Genomic DNA, 18,530 nt, shown 5'->3' with positions numbered 1-18,530 from the left:
ATGATGAACGTCATTTTATACATGAAAATAATGTGCAACTTTAAATCCTCACTATTATTAAATATTACAATACCGTTTGTCAAACGATATTTCAAAAGGGTTCCGTATACTGAACGCATCGGGGGGTCAGCTCTCCGTCAATATCCTCTGCGCATAATACAGCTTTCGCCCCTTCTTGAATGAGTTTTATAGGTCCTCCGGAATATGGATTAAATATGGAACCCGGAACGGCAAATACCTCTCTGCCTTGATCGAGAGCCTGGTAAGCTGTGATTAATGAACCGCTTTTTTCTTTTCCCTGCACGACCACAATTCCTTCACTTAATCCGCTGATTATGCGGTTTCTCATCGGAAAGTGCCATTTTTTCGGCTTTGTTTCAGGAGGATGTTCTGAGAGTAGGAGATGGTGTTCAGCCATGTATTCTGCTAACAGGAGATTTTCCCGGGGATAGATGTGATGGAATCCGCCGGCTATCACGCCGATCGTAAGCCCTTTTGCCCTGATGCTCGCCTTATGAGACAATCCGTCTATACCGGATGCAAGCCCGCTTACAATGACCCAGCCTTTTTTTGAGAGTTCGGCGGAAAGATGCCCAACCGCTTTTATTCCGTCTTCCGTCGGTTTCCGCGTTCCTACAATCCCAATTTTTCTGCCTTTTTCAAGAAGCGGCGTGTTCCCTTTTGCATACAAGACAGCCGGCGGATCATAAATCGCTTTAAGCCATGTTGGATAGCGGCTTGATGAAATCGGAATGACAGTAATGCCTTCGCGGCGGTAATCGGACAGAACTTCATCAAGTTCCGGATCCTTGCGCTCTATTTCCCGAAAAATTGCTTCCGGGGCTGTTTTCCCTTCTGATAAAACAGTTAATGGATGCGGATTCGGTAAAAAAGACAGAGAGTGATCAGCTTTCCACCATTTTAATAGAAGAGACGGGGAAATGATTTGATTAATACTGCAGACCATTAAACAGCGCGATGCTTGATCCAAATCTGGAAACCTCCTCTTTTTTTCAGCAAAAACAGGAACAGCCGTTACGGCTGCCCCTGCTTCGATCAGTGCGTTTTGCACGTTTCAAATAAGCCTTTTTCTTTTAACACCTTAATCAGCGTTTCACCCATTACAGAAGGGGTTTCCGCGACTTCAATTCCGCAGGCGTTCATCGTTTTGACTTTTTCTTCTGCCGTGCCTTTTCCTCCGGAGATGATGGCGCCCGCATGGCCCATACGTTTTCCCGGAGGCGCGGTTTTACCGCCGATAAAGCCGACAACAGGCTTCGTCATGTTCGCTTTCACCCACTCAGCCGCTTCTTCTTCAGCTGTGCCGCCGATTTCTCCGATCATGATGACGGCATGTGTTTCAGGATCTTCATTGAACGCTTTTAACACGTCAATAAAGTTCGTGCCGTTGACCGGATCGCCGCCGATCCCTACAGCGGTAGATTGGCCTACGCCGGCTTCTGAAAGCTGATGGACAGCCTCGTATGTCAATGTTCCTGAACGGGACACAACGCCTACATGACCCTTTTTATGAATGTATCCCGGCATAATGCCGATCTTGCATTCTTCAGGTGTAATAACACCAGGGCAGTTCGGCCCTATTAATCTCGTTTTCTTGCCTTCCATAAAGCGCTTCACTTTCACCATGTCCAAAACCGGAATGTGCTCAGTGATACAAATGACAAGATCAATTTCCGCGTCAACCGCTTCCATAATTGCGTCCGCCGCAAACGGAGCCGGCACGTAAATAACTGACGCATCTGCGCCCGTTGTATGAACCGCTTCTGCGACCGTATTGAATACCGGTACGCCTTCCGCTTCCGTTCCGCCTTTTCCAGGTGTTACACCGCCAACGATATTCGTGCCGTATTCCAGCATCTGCTTTGTATGAAATAAAGCGGTAGAACCTGTAATCCCCTGTACAATAACTCTTGTATCTTTATTGATAAAAACACTCATTATCTGGTCCCCTGCCTTTCATTCTTTCCTAAACTAAGGATACGATTTTCTGTGCGCCGTCTGCCATTGATTCCGCAGATGTGATGTTTAAGCCTGATTCATTCAGGATTTTCTTTCCTAAATCTACGTTTGTCCCTTCAAGGCGCACGACCAGCGGCAATGTCAATCCGACTTGTCTCGTCGCTTCAACAACGCCCTCGGCGATGACATCACACTTCATGATGCCTCCGAAAATATTGACGAAAATTCCTTTTACGTTTTGATCGGAAAGAATGATTTTAAAAGCTTCCGTAACTTTTTCTGCGGTTGCGCCGCCCCCGACATCAAGGAAGTTTGCAGGTTCTCCGCCGTAGTGTTTAATGATATCCATAGTAGACATTGCAAGACCCGCGCCGTTTACCATACAGCCGATATTTCCATCAAGGGAAATGTAGCTTAAATCGTATTTTGACGCTTCGATTTCTTTCGGATCTTCTTCATCTAAATCTCTGTATTCCATAATGTCTTTTTGTCTGTATAACGCATTGCTGTCGAAGTTCAGCTTAGCATCCAGCGCCATGACGTTTCCGTCCCCCGTAACGACGAGAGGGTTGATCTCGGCGATCGAGCAGTCCTTCTCAACAAATGCTTTATATAAACCGAGCATAAATTTAGCGGCTTTGCCGACAAGCTCTTTCGGGATGTTAATTGCGAATGCAATTTCCCTTGCCTGATAGCCCTGAAGGCCGACAGCCGGATCAATTACCGCTTTTTTAATTTTTTCAGGTGTTTTTTCCGCTACTTCTTCAATCTCCGTTCCGCCTTCTTCAGACGCCATTAAAACGATTCTTGAAGTAGCGCGGTCAAGTACAAGCCCGACATAGTATTCCTTTTTAATATCGCAGCCTTCTTCAATAAGTAAGCGTTTTATTACTTGTCCGTCCGGACCCGTTTGATGTGTGACGAGCGTCTTGCCTAACAGTTCTTCGGCATACTCTTTCACTTCATCTTTTGTTTTTGCAATCTTTACCCCACCAGCTTTGCCGCGGCCGCCAGCATGGATTTGCGCCTTTACGACATAAACCGAGCTTGACAGGCTCTCTGCTTTTTCAACTGCTTCCTCTGCTGTAAAAGCCACTTTACCTTCAGGAACAGACACCCCGTATTTTCTGAGGACTTCTTTTCCCTGGTACTCATGGATATTCATTTCCCATCCTCCTAACTTATGTAGCAAAACTAAAAATAGACTGCGCTTTCATTCTATATAATACTGGAAGAATTGTCTAGGGTTCAAAACAAAATCTTTATATCCTTCCAAACATTCTAACTTTTATTTTATTGAAAATATAAATTTAAACGGAGTCCGGGAAATGAATGGTCCTTATTTTTCGTTTTTCAGGGTTTCGTCCAGTTTGTAAACAAATGAAAAAATTTCGGCAACGGTTTCATAGAGCGCCTCCGGTATCTGATCGTCAACCGTCAAATGGCGCATTAATTCGACAAGGGTTCTGTCTTCCTGAATGGGAACCCCCGCCTTCTCAGCTTCTTTTATGATATTTTCCGCCACGTGCCCCCTGCCTGTTGCGACAACCTTCGGGGCTTGGTCTTTCTGCCGGTCGTAATGCAGGGCGACAGCTCTTCTTAACGGCGTTTGCTCTTTCATATTTTCACATCCACTTTTCTTCCGCCGTCTTTTTCTATAAACTCTTCCACAAGAGCGCTCTGGTCTTTCGGGCGCCGTTTTTTAGCCGTGACGCCTGACAGGCTGAAGCCCGTTTCTTTTACGGCTTCTTTTAAAGCCGGTACGAGAGGGTCGATGGCCGCCTGAAGCTCAAAATCAGTCTCAACCGTAATGGTCATTACATTTTGCTGAATCATGCAGTCCACAACGGTTTCTTGCAGTGTTTCAAGGTGCAGCAAAAACAGGAGCCTGCAATGTGACGGATCGAGTTTTCCGTCCGGCTTCTTCCGTCCTTTAAAGAGAACTGTGATGTCATTCTCATACGCGGACGCTCCCAGCGGAAATGACAGCACCATCTGCGTAAAAGAAGGGTTATGCTGCTCAATAAACAGCTGGCCGTTTAATTTATGAATAAGCGGTTCCGCCTCTTGTTTAACGGATTGGGGCGCTTCTTGAAGCGTCCGGACGGCTTGGAGGGCTGTTTTCAGCGCTTGTTTCTCCGGCTGCGGAGACACGCCTTTTTCAAGCGCTGTAATGAATGATAATTCATCACGTGTGCCCAGTCCTTTTTTGATTTTCTGCAAAAGGCTTAATACATCATGTTTTTCTGCATATTTCAATTCGGTGAGCTGAGCGGCTTTTTCGAAAACAGCCGCCTCCTGTTCTGTCAGATGTGCGTTTTGAAGAACAGGTGCTGTTTTAAATGTTTTTTCTTGAGAAATGAAAGCCTTAATGATCTCCGCCGTTACTTTTACAGGACGGTTTTCAGTTTTTTCTGCCGATGTCATTAATTTCTCTATAATCTGTTTTGCCGTTTTTTCAGGCAGTTCCGGATCTGTCCGTGCACTCGGAGGAGAAGGCTGGCTTGAGACTGCCTTTCCGTTTTCACGAGTCTCTCGGACAAATGGTGATTGTTTTGATTCCGTCCGTTCTCCTTCATCCATCAGCCCGGTTTCTGAGATCGGCATGCGTGCAGCCTCGGCAAGCTTCTTCAAGAGACGTTCTGCATGAAGATCCGTTTCCGCGTTTAACACGTCAGAAACCGCCTCTTTGAGCACAGACAGCTCTTTTGCCGATTGCGGAGCCTGATTGATTGCCTGAAGCAGTCCTGAGAGGAGACGCCGGGTCGGAACCGGATATTTAACAGCATGAATGGCTGACAAGACTTCCGGATGTGCGGGCAGTTCCCGTTTCAGCGCAAATACGATTGTTTCCGCCGCTTTTTTCAATTCGGCGGCCGGAAGCGATTCAGCCCAGCGGATGCAAGCTTTGAGGCTGTTTTCCGTCATCGGCAGCTTCTGCTGCATAAACGTTTCGGCAATCTGCAGAGACACAGGGCCTGGTTTGACAGAAAGAGCGTTTAACAGTCTTCCCGCCGCTTCCTGAACGGTTTTCGGGTTTCCTTCGAATTGGTCGATGACATGAAGCCGGCCCGTTTTTTCCGCCGGCTGTTTGTCATAAGAAAACCAGTAATACGCCTGCGGACGAAGGGCGGTTTCAAGTTTTCCCTGCATCGTCCGGCCGCCGATTTGGATAAGAGCGCTTTGATCGTCCAGCAAACGGAGAACCTTCCCCAACAGCAGCCTTTGAGCGCCGCTGTCTTTACCGCCGTCTTGCCGGTCCGGAGGGATTTCCGCCGTCAGCTGTCTGAAAGCCGCTTGGATTTCGCCGCTTATGTTCATGTCTTAAGCCTCTTTTCTAACAATAAGATTGAACGGGAGCGAACGTTTTTCGGTGAATAGTTGTCGGTCCGTATGCCTGAAGAGCTTCAAGATGTTCTTTCGTTCCGTAGCCTTTATTTTTTTCAAAGCCGTACATGGGGTAGGTTTTGGCGTACTCAGCCATGAGACGGTCCCGCGTTACTTTTGCGATGCAGGCTCCGGCGGCAATTGACACGCTTTTGGCATCCCCTTTTATAACTGATGACTGCGGAATGTCAAGCGGAAGGGTCATGGCATCAACAAGCAGATAATCAGGTGTTTCCGTTAAAGCATTGACGGCTTTTACCATCGCCAGTCTCGCGGCCTCATAAATATTGATCCGGTCAATGACGTCCGCATGGACAATGCCGACTCCTACAGCCGCGGCTTCTTCCGTGATCCGGCTGTAATACTCCTCGAGCTTCTTTTCCGACAATTTCTTCGAGTCCGTGAGACCGAGAATCTCGCATTCTGCCGGCAAAATGACGGCGCCGGCGACAACCGGTCCGGCAAGCGGCCCTCTTCCGGCTTCGTCAACACCCGCAATCAGGCGGAAGCCCTTTTTGGATGACAGTCTTTCGTATGCCGTCATGTTCAGCCATTGCTCTTTAAGAGCTTTTTCCTTCGCGTGCTTTTTCAGCCATTGCTCTAAAAGCGTCTGTACGCTTTTTCTCGGGTCTTTCTCACATTGGGCAAGGAAGGGGTCGCTTTCGTCCCTGACCTCTTGCAGGCGTTCTTTTACGCTTTTTACGGTTAATGTATTCACGTTCTCTTCTCCCTTACATTATGTATATCGGTATTCTGCGGAAAAAATAAAGACCCGCATCGCTGCGCGTCTTTATTCTGATGGTGTTTCAAATGAAAGCCTGCCGAATTTTTCCGTCCGGATGTCCCGAATGATGACTTCCGTTGTTTTATCATAATCAACCATTCCGCCGCCCATCAAACAGCCGCGTTTTTCACCGATCGCGTCGAAAAGAGCGGCGATATCCTCAGGGATTTCCTGAAGTCCGTAGCGCTCCTTCAAGCGGTCGGGATAATGCTCTTCCAGAAAGCGCAGCCCGAAGACGGCCACATCCTGCAGGTTGATAATCGTATCTTTAATCGCCCCGGTGATCGCCAGACGCAAGCCGACAAGCTCATCTTCAAATTTAGGCCATAAAATTCCCGGTGTATCGAGCAGCTCTAATTCCTTGCCTACCTTTACCCACTGCTGTGAAGTGGTAATGCCGGGCCTGTCTCCCGTCTTGGCAATGTTTTTTTTGGCCAGCCGGTTAATGAGCGTAGACTTGCCGACATTCGGAATGCCGATGATTAATGCGCGGATTGCTCTTGGCCTAACACCTTTTGCTTTCATTTTATCGAACTTATCCTTCAGCAGCTCTTTTGAGGACGGCACGATTTGATGCAGTCCCTGCCCGTTAACGGAGTTTATTGAAAGAGAGGGAATGCCCTGTTCCTGAAAGTGGTCCTTCCACTGGGCAGTCACAGCCGCATCCGCCTTATCGGCTTTATTTAAAAGCATAATGCGCGGCTTATTTTTTAAAATCTCCTCAATCATCGGATTTCTCGATGACATCGGGATTCTCGCATCCACCAATTCGTATACGATATCAATTAATTTCAGTTTTTCTGTTACTTCCCGTCTCGCTTTAGCCATATGGCCTGGGAACCATTGAATGGTCATGTGACTTCGACACCTGCCTTATTTACCGGAACCGGATGTTCCGATGATCTCTTATGTATTTTACGTTGCTTGTTCTGCTTTTACAAATTTCATATAAAAAAAGAGCCTGTTACGGGTAACAAGCTCTTTTCGTTCGTTATCATTATCGTCTGATTTCTTTAATACGAGCCGCTTTTCCGCGAAGTTCACGCAGGTAGTAAAGCTTAGCGCGACGTACTTTACCGTAACGTACAACTTCGATTTTCGCGATTTTTGGTGTGTGTACAGGGAATGTACGTTCAACGCCAACACCGTAAGAAATCTTACGAACTGTGAACGTTTCGCTGATTCCACCACCACGACGCTTGATCACAACACCTTCGAAGATCTGGATACGCTCACGGTTACCCTCAACAACTTTTACGTGTACACGTAAAGTGTCACCAGGACGGAACGCAGGAAGATCAGTGCGAAGCTGTTCTTTTGTGATATCTTGAATTAGTTTTTGCATCGTTTTCAACTCCTTCCAACAGATGCTCTTGGCCACAACTGCAAGGCACAGCGGAACATCGTTTTCAAGCTTCTGAAGGATAAGCCTCCTTAAGCCACAAGTAGTATCTTATCATATCTTCATCGCCTGCGCAATAGAATCTATTCGTTTTCCCACTCGGAAATCCATTTTCTTTGCTCATCAGTGAGAGGATAGTTTTCAAGAAGATCGGGACGTCTTAAAAAGGTTCTTCTGATTGATTCTTTATTGCGCCATTTTTGTATTTTTGCATGGTTGCCCGACAGAAGGGTCTCAGGCACTTTTAAGCCTCTATAATCTGCAGGCCTCGTATAGTGCGGATGCTCTAAAAGCCCCGTGCTGAAGGAATCCTCCACGTGGGATGCTTCTTTTCCGAGGACGCCCGGCAAAAGCCTGACAACGCTGTCGGCAATCATCATGGCAGGGAGCTCTCCCCCGGTCAGCACAAAATCCCCGATGGAGATTTCATCAGTGACAAGATGTTCCCGGATCCGTTCATCATACCCTTCATAATGTCCGCAAATAAACATGAGATGTTCCTCTTGTGCCAGCTCCTCGGCTTTCTTCTGCGTATAACGCTCACCTTGCGGGCAGACGAGAATAATGCGCGGCTTGGCGTCCGTACCGGCTGTCAGCTTTTCAACCGCATCAAATACAGGCTGCGGCTTTAACACCATCCCGGCTCCCCCGCCGTACGGGTAATCATCAACCGTTTGGTGTTTATTATCCGAAAAAGCCCGGAAATTGATGACGTCAAAACGGACAGCCTCTTTTTCCTGTGCTTTTTGCAGAATGGAGGAGCCGAGCACCCCTTGAAACATTTCGGGAAACAGTGTTAAAAAGTCGATTTTCATTCGTCTATTAACCCTTCCATTACATGAATCTTAATTTTCTTCTCATTTATATTAATATCCTTTACCACAGAAGCAATATACGGAATGAGCGCATCTTTTTTGCCTTTTCTTGCAACCACCCATACGTCATTAGCCCCTGGCGTCAAGATTTCCTTCACTGTGCCGATCAGTTCCCCGTCTTCTGACACAACCTCGCAGCCGATGATCTCATGAAAATAAAATTCATCTTCTTCAAGCTCTCCCAAGTCTTCTTCAGGGACTTTGATCACCATGTTTCTTAGGTGTTCGACTTCATTGAGACTCGGCATTTCTTTGAATTGCAGCAGGTGAAACTGCTTGTGAAGCCTGTGGGCGCTTACCGTTACTTTGATTGGCTCCGCAGCCCCTTCCGCAAACAAATAGAGCGTATTGCCGGGCTTGTACCGTTCTTCGGCAAAGTCCGTTTTAGAAATGACCCGCACTTCGCCTTTAATGCCGTGGGTATTTACAATTTTGCCTACATTAAACCATCTGTTTGTCATATTATCACCTCGGGCGGATTTCAATTACTACCCCGTCTTTTATGACGATGGTATTTGCCGCTGTTTTTTCATGCCAGTTATCACCGACATTGATTGAAAGCAGCGCATCGATCTCCTTTTCCTTCACTTCGCTTCCAAGCGGGAGCGACTCTGTCTGGCTTATTTGGAAATCGATCATTTTGATTTTGTCTTGTCTTTTCTCAATGGCTTTTTTAAAAGATTCCGCTACATCGGGATTCTGCTGATCTTTTTCATGTTTTCTAAGCTGAAAATAGAGCTGGCTGCATTCTCGTTCAAGCGTTTGCTTTTTTTCTGCAAAAGAGGCCAAAAGCTTTTCCTTGCTTTGCTCGGTCAGAACCTGCATAACGGTTACCCTGTGAATAATCTGCATAGGACCAGACTCCCCACTCTTCCAACATATTTCTGTTCATTTGCCTTTTTTACGTGTAAAAAAAGGGGAGGTGCCGGCCCTCTCCCTTTTTCAGTCAAATATTTCAAATTGAACTTTCTTAGAAGACTGTGCGCCAGCTGCAAAAACGACGGTTCGAATCGCTCTTGCAGTCCGGCCTTGCTTTCCGATAATTTTACCGGTATCTGACTTATTGACAGATAAGCGCAGCGCAATCTTTTGATCAGTCTCTTCCTTTGTGACCGTTATGTCTTCCGGATGGTCGACAAGCGGAGCCACAATGCTGACAATCAAATCTTCCAAGTTCTGATCAGTCATTACTTGCCTTGTTTAGCGTTGTGGAATTTTTCCATAATTCCTTGGCTTGAGAACAAGTTGCGGACTGTATCAGAAGGTTTAGCTCCTGTTTGAAGCCATTTAAGAGCAAGCTCTTCGTTGATTTTCACTTCAGCCGGCTTTGCAACCGGGTTGTATGTGCCGACTGTTTCGATGAAACGGCCGTCACGCGGTGAACGAGAATCTGCTACAACAATACGATAGAAAGGAGATTTTTTTGCTCCCATACGTTTTAAACGAATTTTTACTGCCATTTTACTAGCACCTCCGAAAATATTTCAACAAGATAGTATATTAACAATGATAAAAGTGTTTGTAAAGTGTTTTTTCTTAACAACGGTTTTATCATGTATAACCGATTACATAAAAGGTAATTTAAAGCCTTTTTTCTTCCCTTTTGTCATGTTGGTCATCTGCTTCATCATTTTTTTCATTTCCTCAAACTGCTTTAAAAGACGGTTGACTTCCTGAACGGATGTTCCGCTTCCTTTGGCAATCCGCTTCCGCCGGCTGGCGTTAATGACATCCGGCTGTTCTTTTTCAAGAACAGTCATTGATTTAATGATCGCTTCCACATGATTCAGCTGTTTTTCATCGACTTGGATGTTTTTTAAGCCTTTCATTTTGCCTGCGCCGGGCATCATTTGCAGCAGTTCGTCAAGAGGCCCCATGTTTCGGACCTGGCCGAGCTGCTCCAGAAAATCATCCAATGTGAAGCTCATCGTTCTCATTTTCTGCTCAAGCTCTTTGGCTTTGTCTTCATCAACAGTCGCCTGAGCTTTTTCAATCAAGGTCAGCACGTCACCCATTCCGAGAATCCGGGATGCCATCCGTTCAGGATGGAACGCTTCAAGAGCATCGAGCTTTTCTCCCATTCCGGCGAATTTAATCGGCGTTTCGGTGACCGCGCGGATAGAAAGCGCCGCACCTCCGCGGGTATCCCCGTCAAGCTTTGTTAAAATGACACCCGTTAAACCGAGCTGGTCATTAAAGCTTTTGGCGACGTTTACCGCATCCTGACCGGTCATTGAGTCGACGACAAGGAAAATTTCCTCAGGATTTGCGACTTCCTTTACGCCGGAGAGCTCATCCATCAGTTCATGATCGATGTGCAGCCGTCCGGCGGTATCTAAAATCACATAATCATGATGCTCTTCCTTCGCTTTTTCAATCGCCTGTCTGGCAATTTCCACCGGGCTGACCTGATCGCCAAGCGAAAAGACCGGCATATCAAGCTGTTTCCCCAGTGTTTCCAGCTGTTTAATCGCGGCGGGGCGGTAAATATCCGCAGCCACGAGCAGCGGTTTGCGGTTATGTTTTTTGCGCAGCAGGTTGGCAAGCTTCCCCGTGGTTGTCGTTTTACCGGCACCTTGGAGCCCGACCATCATAATAACGGTCGGCGGGCGTTTGGCGACGGCAATTTTGCTTTCTTCGCCGCCCATCAGCTCGGTAAGCTCTTCTTTTACGACTTTAATAACCTGCTGACCGGGTGTCAGACTCTGCATAACGTCCTGTCCGACAGCCCGTTCACTTACTTTTTTCACAAAATCCTTTACGACTTTAAAGTTAACGTCAGCCTCAAGAAGCGCAAGACGAACTTCACGCATCATCTCTTTTACGTCTTGTTCGCTGACTTTTCCTTTTCCGCGGATTTTTGAAATCGTCTTTTGCAGTCGGTCGGCTAATCCTTCAAATGCCATTGTTTGCCGCCTCCTAATCTAATTTCTCAAGCGCTTCAATCAGAGCCGTCATTTTTTCCTCTTCCTGCAACCCGGAAGCAAGCTCTTTCAGCTTTGTAAACATTTCTTTACGCTCCTGAAACTTTTTAAAAAGGAGCAGTTTTTCTTCATATTGTTCAAGCATCGCTTCAGTCCGTTTGATGTTATCGTAAACGGCTTGCCTTGAAACGTCATACTCTTCGGCTATTTCACCAAGGGAGAAATCGTCCAGATAATAAAGCGACATATAGCTCTTTTGTTTTGACGTCAGCAACGACTGATAGAAGTCAAATAAATAGTTCATTCTCGTCGTTTTTTCGAGCGACATTTGAGCTCTCCCCTTTGTTAAGTCAAATCCCTTTACAAAAACTTAGTTTACATGGTTTCAGAGCGTGTGTCAAGTTTTTATCTTGTCAAAGCAGGATGCTCTTTTTACATAATAAGTTTTTTTAAAAAAATTCATATAGACCGTCGTTAAAATACTCGAATTCTTGTTTTGATACACGATAGCGGCAATAGCCTTCGTAAAAAGCATTAAGGCATGCTTCATTTGTGACAAAATGACTGATCGCTAATGATTCATCATATCGCGGATCTCCCGCCGATATTCCCGCAGCATCGATAAACAGATAGACCTCTCCGTCTTTCACCAGCACATTATCAGTCGTGCAGTCACCGTGAATCATTGTCTGCTGAACAGGAACAGGTCTGTACCTGTCCAATTCCTTCAAAAGCTCTGCACTTCCTTCAGCCTGTCCTTTTTTGACATATTCTCCGGCTCGTTTGATTTGCAGATCGAGCCAGTCTGTTTCCGGCTGTAAACCAGGGACCATTTCGGTTTCATGCAGACGTTGCAGAAACTGGCCGAAACTTTTGATCAGCTTTTTCTTTTCAGTATCCCCTTTTGCTTTTCTTAAAGCCGAAGTCAGGGTGATTCCATCCTCAAATGACATTAGGATATGGCTGGCATGCTGTTCCTGTATCATCCCATAATAAATAGGAACAGGCAGACGACGAGTTTCCGTCAGTTTTTGTAAAACGAAGGCTTCTCTCATTAACCATTCCCGATACTTCTGTTGAAAAGAACTTTTTAGCAGAAATGCGTCTTGGCCGGTCACTATTTTTCGAACGGTTGAAGTGCCTCCCTGTTCATCCAACAGCGACATATGGTTTATCGAGCCGATCTTACTTTCCAATTCAGCTTTCAGCCATTTGTCCAACAATTGCCCCCTCCATTCCGATCTATCAATGCGTATAAAAAAAACGAGTATAAAACCGTCCATTTTATACTCGTTTTTTATTCATTAATCCTCGGCTTTTTCAACTAAATCAGAAAAGAGACCGTATACGTAAGATTCTGCATCAAACCGCTGGAGATCGTCAACCTTTTCTCCGAGGCCGACCAGTTTCACGGGGATGTGAAGCTCATTGCGGATCGCCAGGACGATACCGCCTTTTGCGGTGCCGTCAAGCTTCGTTAACGCGATACCCGTCACATTCGTCGCTTTGGAGAATTCTTTCGCCTGCGCCATCGCATTTTGGCCTGTCGTCGCGTCCAGCGCAAGGAGAACCTCATGCGGAGCCTCAGGCACTTCGCGTTCGATGACGCGTTTGACTTTTTCAAGCTCTTTCATTAAGTTTACTTTATTCTGAAGGCGGCCGGCCGTATCACAAATCAGCACATCCGCTCCTCTTGCTTTAGCCGCGTGTACGGCATCATAAATAACCGCAGCAGGGTCGCTTCCGGCAGCCTGCTTAATGACAGGCACGCCTGTACGCTCCCCCCACACTTCAAGCTGTTCAATCGCCCCTGCTCTGAAGGTGTCTCCGGCAGCGAGCACAACGGATTTGCCTTCATTCTTCAGCTTATGGGCAAGTTTTCCGATCGTTGTCGTTTTTCCGACGCCGTTTACCCCGACAAGCAGAATAACGTTCAGGCGCCCGTCCTGAATATTTAATTCAGAAATCTGTTCGTCGCCGCTGTTATAAATGTCGACAAGCTTTTCAGAAATGACGGACTGCACTTCCTGAGGATCCTGGATGTTTTTCAGCTTCACTTCATTTTTGAGCTCATCAATCAGCTCCATAACGGTTGTAAAACCGACGTCAGCGCCAATCAGCACTTCCTCAAGCTCCTCGAAGAAATCCTCGTCGACTTTCCGGTAGCGGGAGACGAGTTCGTTCACTTTATTTGAGAAGGAATTTCTTGTTTTTTCAAGACCATCTTTAAATTTTTCAGAGACGGAGTCTGTCTGTTTCGTGATTTTCTCTTTTAATTTTTTAAAAAAGCTCATCTTTCAACCTCTTTCCTCGTTACTGAACGAATTCTTTTGTTTCTTCCAGTTTGACCGAAACCATTCGGGAAACGCCGGATTCCTGCATCGTAACACCGTAGAGGACATCCGCTTCTTCCATGGTGCCTTTTCTGTGGGTGATAACGATAAACTGGCTGTCGCCGCTGTATTTTTTTAAATATTGCGCAAACCTGAATACATTGGCTTCATCAAGCGCAGCTTCCACTTCATCAAGGACGCAGAACGGCACGGGCCTTACTTTCAGAATGGAGAACAAAAGGGCAATGGCAGTCAGCGCCCGTTCTCCCCCTGACAAAAGATTTAAGTTTTGCAGTTTTTTGCCCGGAGGCTGCGCGATAATGTCCACCCCGGAATTAAGAAGATCATTCGGATCAGTCAGCTTCAGTTCAGCCCGTCCTCCTCCGAATAAAGAACGGAACACGTCGTTGAATTGAGAACGGATCTGGACAAACGTTTCATGGAATCGCTTCGTCATTTCAGAATCCATTTCTTCAATGACTTGAAACAGTGTGTTTTTCGCTTCCGTCAGGTCATTTTTCTGCTCTGTTAAAAACTGATACCGTTCGTTTACTCTTTCAAATTCATCGATGCTGCCGAGATTGACCGTTCCGAGCTCTTCAATTGAAAGCTTGATCAGTTTGACCCGTTTTCTCGCCTCTTCAGGCTCGAGTTCGAGCTGATATTGTTCTTTTGCCCCTTCAAAGGATAAGCTGTACTCCTCGCGTAAATACTGCAAGAGATTATCAAGCTCGACTTCCATCCGGCCAAGTTTTACCTCTTCATCTTTCAAAATTTCTGTTTTTTGCTTGTACAGACGCTTCATCTCTTTCAGCTCAAGCTCGTTCGTATCAAGAGACCGCTGGAGCTTCACACGCTGGTCGCGCCGGCTGGCGATCAATTCAATCGTTCTCGTTTTATCGTGAAGCTTATGATGGGCTGCTTCTTCAAGCTGCTCCTCACCGCTTGTGCTGGACGTCATCTCTGAGGTCAGGAGGCTTAAATCTTCCCGTGTTTCTTTCAGAGCGAGCTGCGTTTCTTCAAGCTCTTTTTTCAGCCTTTTGAGGTTGTCTTCCTCACTCGAGCACGCCTGTTCTTTTTTCGCAGCGGCCACTTTACATTCCGTCAGTTCATGAGAGAGCGTTTCTTTTGTTGAGGATAGGGTCTGCTTTTGTTTTGTCAGCCTTTCCATCTCTTCCTCAAGCTCTTTCAGCTGGCCGGATGCCTCACTCAGCTGTTCTTCCAGAGCTGATTTGCGCGTCTCTTTTTCCCGGCTGCTTTCCGTCAGCGATGCTTTCTCCTGATCGTAAAGCTCCAGATGGGTATTGATGTTCTTTTCAGCGACTTCGAGTTCATACAGCCTGCCTTTTACATCCTGCTGCTTTGTTCTGAAAGCTTCACCGTCTTCACGGAGACCGCTCAGCGTATGTTCAAGCTCTTGAATGGCCTGCTTCAGCGTTTTGACCTCTTTTTCGAGCAGAGCTGTTTTTTCTTCCATTTCGGCAAGCCGCGCAGTCACCGTCTCAAGCTCACGGCTTCTGCCGAGCAGAGAATTGTTTTTCTTTTTGACCGCGCCGCCTGTCATTGATCCGCCTGGATTGACGACATCGCCCTCAAGCGTCACGATGCGGTAGCGGTGCCCGAGAAGCTTGGCCAGTTCATTCGCGCCTTTTAAATCTTCAGTGATCAGCACGGTGCCGAGAAGGTTTTGAATGACATTCCGATACGCGGCATCATATGTGACAAGCCCGCTCGCTGTGCCGAGGAAAGACGGATGCTTTGAAGCCGTCTGTTCATCACGGGTTTGGAGCTGGCGCGGTTTCATAACCGTAAGCGGCAGGAACGTCGCGCGGCCGAATGAATTCTGTTTTAAATATTGAATCGCTTTCCGCGCCGCCTGCTCGTCGTCTGTGACAACGTGCTGCGCCGCTGCGCCGAGTGCAATCTCGATCGCCGTTTCATACTTTTGTTCGGTGGCAATCAGTTCGAGAACGGCGCCGCGGATGCCGCCGAGCTGCTCTTTCTGCTTCAACACTTCTTTTACGCCTTGGTAAAATCCTGAAAAATCACCTTGCATCGTTTCAAGCATATCTTTTTTGGATCTGGCCTGCTGGACGAATTGATATGCCTGATACAGCGCAGATTCTTTCTTTTCATATTGGCGTTTTTTCTGTTCATATGCTGTCTGGACTTCGCGAAAGCGGACGACCTGATTGTGAATATCCTCTTCAATGGCGGCCAATTCTTCTTCGCACGCCGCTTTGCGGACTGCAATATCGTTTCGTTCTTCAAGGTATTTTTCATTGTTTGCGGTCAGTCTCGCCTGCTGGACCGCAGATTGGGACATCTGGTCATCTAAAAGCTGCAGCTCGTTGCGAATCGACGCCTGGCTGTTTAACAATTCAAAGTAATCGCTTTTTAATTGTTCAATTTTGTCTTCTACATTTTCATTATGCAGACTGAGAGCCTGCTGCTTTTCTTTCACCTGGGCGTTTAACCGCTTCACTTCCGCACGCAGCTTATCATAGACGGCAGACTGTTTTTCAATGTCCGCTTTCAGTTCGGCTTCTTTGTTCGTGTAATGTGTAACGGATTCCTCAAGCTGTTCCCGGTTTTGCGCGGCGTTTTTTTTGCGCTCTTTCAGCACTTCTTTCCGGCCTTCCAGCTTTTCCAGCTCTTCACTTGTCACGAGCAGAACCTGCTGCAGTTCGTTGACGGATTCATCAAGCGCGTGGATTTTATCTCTCGTCTCTTCTATCATGGCTTCTTTTGCGGATAGAGCCGATGATTCCGCCAATTCTTCTTCTTTAGCAGCCTGCACCTTGTCTTTTAAACCCGACCATCTGCCATGCAGTTCTTCGATGTCAAAGGTGGTAAGGGCAATTTCGACATGCTCAAGCTCTTTCTTTTTTTCTAAGTAGTCTTTGGCGATTGATGCCTGGATTTTCAGCGGTTCTACCTGATCTTCAAGCTCGTGGAGAATATCTTCCACCCTGTTTAAGTTATCCTGCGTCTCAAACAGTTTGTTTTCCGCTTTTTTCTTTCTTGTTTTATATTTCAGCACGCCGGCCGCTTCTTCAAAAATACTGCGGCGGTCTTCCGCTTTGCTGCTGAGAATCTCTTCGACTTTCCCCTGGCTGATAATAGAGAATGCTTCTTTTCCGAGCCCGGAGTCCATAAATAAGTCAATGATGTCTTTCAAACGGCACTGCTGATTGTTGATGAGAAATTCACTCTCTCCGGAACGGTACACCCGTCTCGTCACGCTGACTTCGTGATAATCGATCGGGAGAAAATGATCTTCATTATCAAGCGTTAACGTGACTTCGGCAAGGTTCAGCCGCTTGCGTGAATCACTTCCCGCAAAAATGATATCTTCCATTTTTCCGCCCCGAAGCGAGCGGGCTGATTGTTCGCCGAGCACCCAGCGGATAGCTTCGGTAATGTTGCTCTTTCCGCTGCCGTTCGGACCGACAACGGCCGTGACGCCTTTTACAAAGTCAACGGATATCCGTTCTGCAAATGATTTAAATCCTATAACGTCTAAACGTTTGAGGAACATCCCAGATCCTCCTTATCGTATAAGTATCTCAATATTATCATAATCACCCGCTTATATCAGGCGCAGACATACTGAAATCCCCCTAGGGATACAGGGGGATTTTATTGTTTCGTATGATGTTTTTGCAATTTTGCAAGAGCTTCCTGTGCCGCATGCTGCTCGGCTTCTTTTTTGGAACGTCCGTTCCCGATACCGAGCGCCTCACCTTTAAGAGAGACTAGCGCCTCGAATTCCCGGTTGTGGGCAGGCCCTTTTTCATTGAGAATTTTGTACTCAAGCGATCCTTTTCCGTCCCGCTGTACAAATTCTTGAAGCTGGCTTTTGAAATCCATCACATGAGAAAAAGCACCATCGTTTATTTTAGGGAACACGTACACTTTCAGGAATTGCTGAACCGGGTCAAGGCCCTGATCCAGATACAGTGCGCCGATAAACGCTTCAAACACATCCGCTAAAAGCGCAGGACGCTTTCTGCCGCCCGTCATTTCTTCTCCTTTTCCCAAGAGAACAAGATCGCCGAATGACAATTCATGGGCAAGTGAGACGAGTGACGGCTCGCATACGATAGCGGCTCTCAGCTTCGTCAAATCTCCTTCACTCATGGCCGGGTATTTGGCAAATAAGAATTGGGAGATCGTCAGTTCCAAAACAGCGTCACCTAAAAATTCAAGCCTTTCATTGTCTTCATACGGCTTTTTCCGATGCTCATTCACATAAGATGAATGTGTAAATGCTTGATACAAAAGTTTCTCGTTTTGAAAATGAACCGAAATCCGTTCTTGGAACTCTTTAAATTGCTCTATTTTTTTATAGAACTTTTTTTTATCTTTAAAATGTGAGTGTTTTGACATAGTAACCTCCATAGGCACATCAGGTTCACCGCGCTCCCCGCCGTAAACGGAATCGGCAGCGCGTACAGCGTCAGACGCCGGTAACCGAACGATTAAAGGGCTAAAGCCCCGCTGTCAGGCGGGACTTTTAGCATCAGCTTATTGCTGGTTTTGTATGTAGTTCACAGCGTCGCCGACTGTTGCAATCTTTTCAGCATCTTCGTCAGAAATCTCCATATCAAACTCGTCTTCAAGTTCCATAACAAGCTCAACTACATCTAGGGAATCAGCACCTAAGTCTTCCTTGAAAGAAGCTTCAAGTTTGACGTCAGCTTCATCAACGCCAAGGCGGTCTACGATGATTTTCGTTACACGCTCTAATGTATCTGCCATAGCAATTCACCTCCCCTCAAGTATTATAGAGGATTCGTTTTTAAAAAACTAGAGAAACTAGGATGAAATTTTAAAAACAAA

At 46.5% G+C, this 18,530-nt stretch carries 20 protein-coding genes; all 20 read right to left on the bottom strand.

Translation table 11 applies throughout. The annotated features are described in order from the left end of the window. Positions 1–91 precede the first annotated feature (91 nt). Positions 92–991: a DNA-processing protein DprA gene (gene dprA / locus JNUCC22_RS08135; RefSeq protein WP_025284725.1), complete on the bottom strand. Its 900-nt coding sequence runs from the start codon at positions 989–991 to the stop codon at positions 92–94. A 65-nt stretch (positions 992–1,056) separates the two neighbouring features. Next, a complete protein-coding gene (gene sucD, locus JNUCC22_RS08130) occupies positions 1,057–1,959 on the bottom strand; it encodes a succinate--CoA ligase subunit alpha (RefSeq protein WP_003154281.1) in 903 nt (300 codons plus the stop codon). 28 nt (positions 1,960–1,987) lie between these two features. Continuing rightward, entirely contained in the window at positions 1,988–3,145 is a 1,158-nt protein-coding gene (sucC, locus tag JNUCC22_RS08125; protein ID WP_003154283.1) for an ADP-forming succinate--CoA ligase subunit beta, read from the bottom strand. 174 nt (positions 3,146–3,319) lie between these two features. Next, the gene (locus JNUCC22_RS08120; RefSeq protein ID WP_015239847.1) at positions 3,320–3,601 is read right to left on the bottom strand and encodes a FlhB-like flagellar biosynthesis protein; all 282 of its coding nucleotides are present in this window, start codon (positions 3,599–3,601) and stop codon (positions 3,320–3,322) included. After that, complete coding sequence (locus JNUCC22_RS08115; RefSeq protein ID WP_015239846.1) at positions 3,598–5,301, bottom strand: hypothetical protein; 1,704 nt, start codon at positions 5,299–5,301, stop codon at positions 3,598–3,600. Before JNUCC22_RS08115 ends, JNUCC22_RS08120 begins: the two co-directional genes overlap by 4 nt. Positions 5,302–5,317: 16 nt before the next feature. Further along, positions 5,318–6,085 (bottom strand): ribonuclease HII, encoded by a 768-nt coding sequence (locus JNUCC22_RS08110; RefSeq protein WP_007611398.1) that lies wholly within the window; start codon positions 6,083–6,085, stop codon positions 5,318–5,320. A 72-nt stretch (positions 6,086–6,157) separates the two neighbouring features. After that, positions 6,158–7,006 (bottom strand): ribosome biogenesis GTPase YlqF, encoded by an 849-nt coding sequence (ylqF, locus tag JNUCC22_RS08105; protein WP_007409766.1) that lies wholly within the window; start codon positions 7,004–7,006, stop codon positions 6,158–6,160. A gap of 142 nt (positions 7,007–7,148) precedes the next feature. Then, entirely contained in the window at positions 7,149–7,496 is a 348-nt protein-coding gene (gene rplS, locus JNUCC22_RS08100; RefSeq protein ID WP_003154288.1) for a 50S ribosomal protein L19, read from the bottom strand. Positions 7,497–7,636: 140 nt separating this feature from the next. After that, on the bottom strand, positions 7,637–8,368 hold the full coding sequence (gene trmD / locus JNUCC22_RS08095) for a tRNA (guanosine(37)-N1)-methyltransferase TrmD (protein ID WP_007409764.1): 732 nt from the start codon (positions 8,366–8,368) through the stop codon (positions 7,637–7,639). After that, positions 8,365–8,889 carry a ribosome maturation factor RimM gene (gene rimM / locus JNUCC22_RS08090; RefSeq protein ID WP_003154290.1) on the bottom strand — a complete coding sequence of 175 codons (525 nt, stop codon included), beginning with the start codon at positions 8,887–8,889 and terminating at the stop codon, positions 8,365–8,367. Before rimM ends, trmD begins: the two co-directional genes overlap by 4 nt. A gap of 4 nt (positions 8,890–8,893) precedes the next feature. After that, a complete protein-coding gene (locus JNUCC22_RS08085) occupies positions 8,894–9,280 on the bottom strand; it encodes a YlqD family protein (protein ID WP_003154291.1) in 387 nt (128 codons plus the stop codon). Between the two features lie 90 nt (positions 9,281–9,370). Continuing rightward, entirely contained in the window at positions 9,371–9,616 is a 246-nt protein-coding gene (locus tag JNUCC22_RS08080; RefSeq protein ID WP_007611392.1) for a KH domain-containing protein, read from the bottom strand. Further along, on the bottom strand, positions 9,616–9,888 hold the full coding sequence (rpsP, locus tag JNUCC22_RS08075) for a 30S ribosomal protein S16 (protein ID WP_003154296.1): 273 nt from the start codon (positions 9,886–9,888) through the stop codon (positions 9,616–9,618). Before rpsP ends, JNUCC22_RS08080 begins: the two co-directional genes overlap by 1 nt. A gap of 105 nt (positions 9,889–9,993) precedes the next feature. After that, positions 9,994–11,334, bottom strand: a complete 1,341-nt coding sequence (ffh, locus tag JNUCC22_RS08070) for a signal recognition particle protein (protein WP_025284722.1) — start codon at positions 11,332–11,334, stop codon at positions 9,994–9,996. A gap of 13 nt (positions 11,335–11,347) precedes the next feature. Then, the gene (locus JNUCC22_RS08065) at positions 11,348–11,680 is read right to left on the bottom strand and encodes a putative DNA-binding protein (protein WP_003154299.1); all 333 of its coding nucleotides are present in this window, start codon (positions 11,678–11,680) and stop codon (positions 11,348–11,350) included. Positions 11,681–11,801: 121 nt separating this feature from the next. Further along, positions 11,802–12,572 (bottom strand): phosphotransferase family protein, encoded by a 771-nt coding sequence (locus JNUCC22_RS08060; RefSeq protein ID WP_216062256.1) that lies wholly within the window; start codon positions 12,570–12,572, stop codon positions 11,802–11,804. Positions 12,573–12,656: 84 nt separating this feature from the next. Beyond that, positions 12,657–13,646 carry a signal recognition particle-docking protein FtsY gene (gene ftsY, locus JNUCC22_RS08055; protein WP_038457996.1) on the bottom strand — a complete coding sequence of 330 codons (990 nt, stop codon included), beginning with the start codon at positions 13,644–13,646 and terminating at the stop codon, positions 12,657–12,659. Between the two features lie 19 nt (positions 13,647–13,665). Then, on the bottom strand, positions 13,666–17,226 hold the full coding sequence (smc, locus tag JNUCC22_RS08050) for a chromosome segregation protein SMC (RefSeq protein WP_216062255.1): 3,561 nt from the start codon (positions 17,224–17,226) through the stop codon (positions 13,666–13,668). Between the two features lie 101 nt (positions 17,227–17,327). After that, positions 17,328–18,077, bottom strand: coding sequence for a ribonuclease III (rncS, locus tag JNUCC22_RS08045; protein WP_007409760.1), 750 nt, complete (start codon positions 18,075–18,077; stop codon positions 17,328–17,330). Positions 18,078–18,215: 138 nt separating this feature from the next. Continuing rightward, entirely contained in the window at positions 18,216–18,449 is a 234-nt protein-coding gene (acpP, locus tag JNUCC22_RS08040; protein ID WP_003154310.1) for an acyl carrier protein, read from the bottom strand. Between the last annotated feature and the right edge of the window lie 81 nt (positions 18,450–18,530).

It is taken from the genome of Bacillus sp. JNUCC-22, from assembly GCF_018861275.1.
Classification (GTDB): Bacteria; Bacillota; Bacilli; order Bacillales; family Bacillaceae; genus Bacillus; species Bacillus velezensis.
This window is presented reverse-complemented; position numbering and strand designations above follow the sequence as displayed.

Bases quoted from the DNA above. Each gene is read 5' to 3' on its own strand.
- rimM (WP_003154290.1), bottom strand. From the start codon at position 8,889: ATGACAAACAGATGGTTTAATGTAGGCAAAATTGTAAATACCCACGGC.
- rpsP (WP_003154296.1), bottom strand. From the start codon at position 9,888: ATGGCAGTAAAAATTCGTTTAAAACGTATGGGAGCAAAAAAATCTCCT.
- sucD (WP_003154281.1), bottom strand. From the start codon at position 1,959: ATGAGTGTTTTTATCAATAAAGATACAAGAGTTATTGTACAGGGGATT.
- ffh (WP_025284722.1), bottom strand. From the start codon at position 11,334: ATGGCATTTGAAGGATTAGCCGACCGACTGCAAAAGACGATTTCAAAA.
- JNUCC22_RS08065 (WP_003154299.1), bottom strand. From the start codon at position 11,680: ATGTCGCTCGAAAAAACGACGAGAATGAACTATTTATTTGACTTCTAT.
- ylqF (WP_007409766.1), bottom strand. From the start codon at position 7,006: ATGACCATTCAATGGTTCCCAGGCCATATGGCTAAAGCGAGACGGGAA.
- JNUCC22_RS08115 (WP_015239846.1), bottom strand. From the start codon at position 5,301: ATGAACATAAGCGGCGAAATCCAAGCGGCTTTCAGACAGCTGACGGCG.
- JNUCC22_RS08085 (WP_003154291.1), bottom strand. From the start codon at position 9,280: ATGCAGATTATTCACAGGGTAACCGTTATGCAGGTTCTGACCGAGCAA.
- rncS (WP_007409760.1), bottom strand. From the start codon at position 18,077: ATGTCAAAACACTCACATTTTAAAGATAAAAAAAAGTTCTATAAAAAA.
- acpP (WP_003154310.1), bottom strand. From the start codon at position 18,449: ATGGCAGATACATTAGAGCGTGTAACGAAAATCATCGTAGACCGCCTT.
- JNUCC22_RS08120 (WP_015239847.1), bottom strand. From the start codon at position 3,601: ATGAAAGAGCAAACGCCGTTAAGAAGAGCTGTCGCCCTGCATTACGAC.
- ftsY (WP_038457996.1), bottom strand. From the start codon at position 13,646: ATGAGCTTTTTTAAAAAATTAAAAGAGAAAATCACGAAACAGACAGAC.
- sucC (WP_003154283.1), bottom strand. From the start codon at position 3,145: ATGAATATCCATGAGTACCAGGGAAAAGAAGTCCTCAGAAAATACGGG.
- trmD (WP_007409764.1), bottom strand. From the start codon at position 8,368: ATGAAAATCGACTTTTTAACACTGTTTCCCGAAATGTTTCAAGGGGTG.
- JNUCC22_RS08080 (WP_007611392.1), bottom strand. From the start codon at position 9,616: ATGACTGATCAGAACTTGGAAGATTTGATTGTCAGCATTGTGGCTCCG.
- smc (WP_216062255.1), bottom strand. From the start codon at position 17,226: ATGTTCCTCAAACGTTTAGACGTTATAGGATTTAAATCATTTGCAGAA.
- rplS (WP_003154288.1), bottom strand. From the start codon at position 7,496: ATGCAAAAACTAATTCAAGATATCACAAAAGAACAGCTTCGCACTGAT.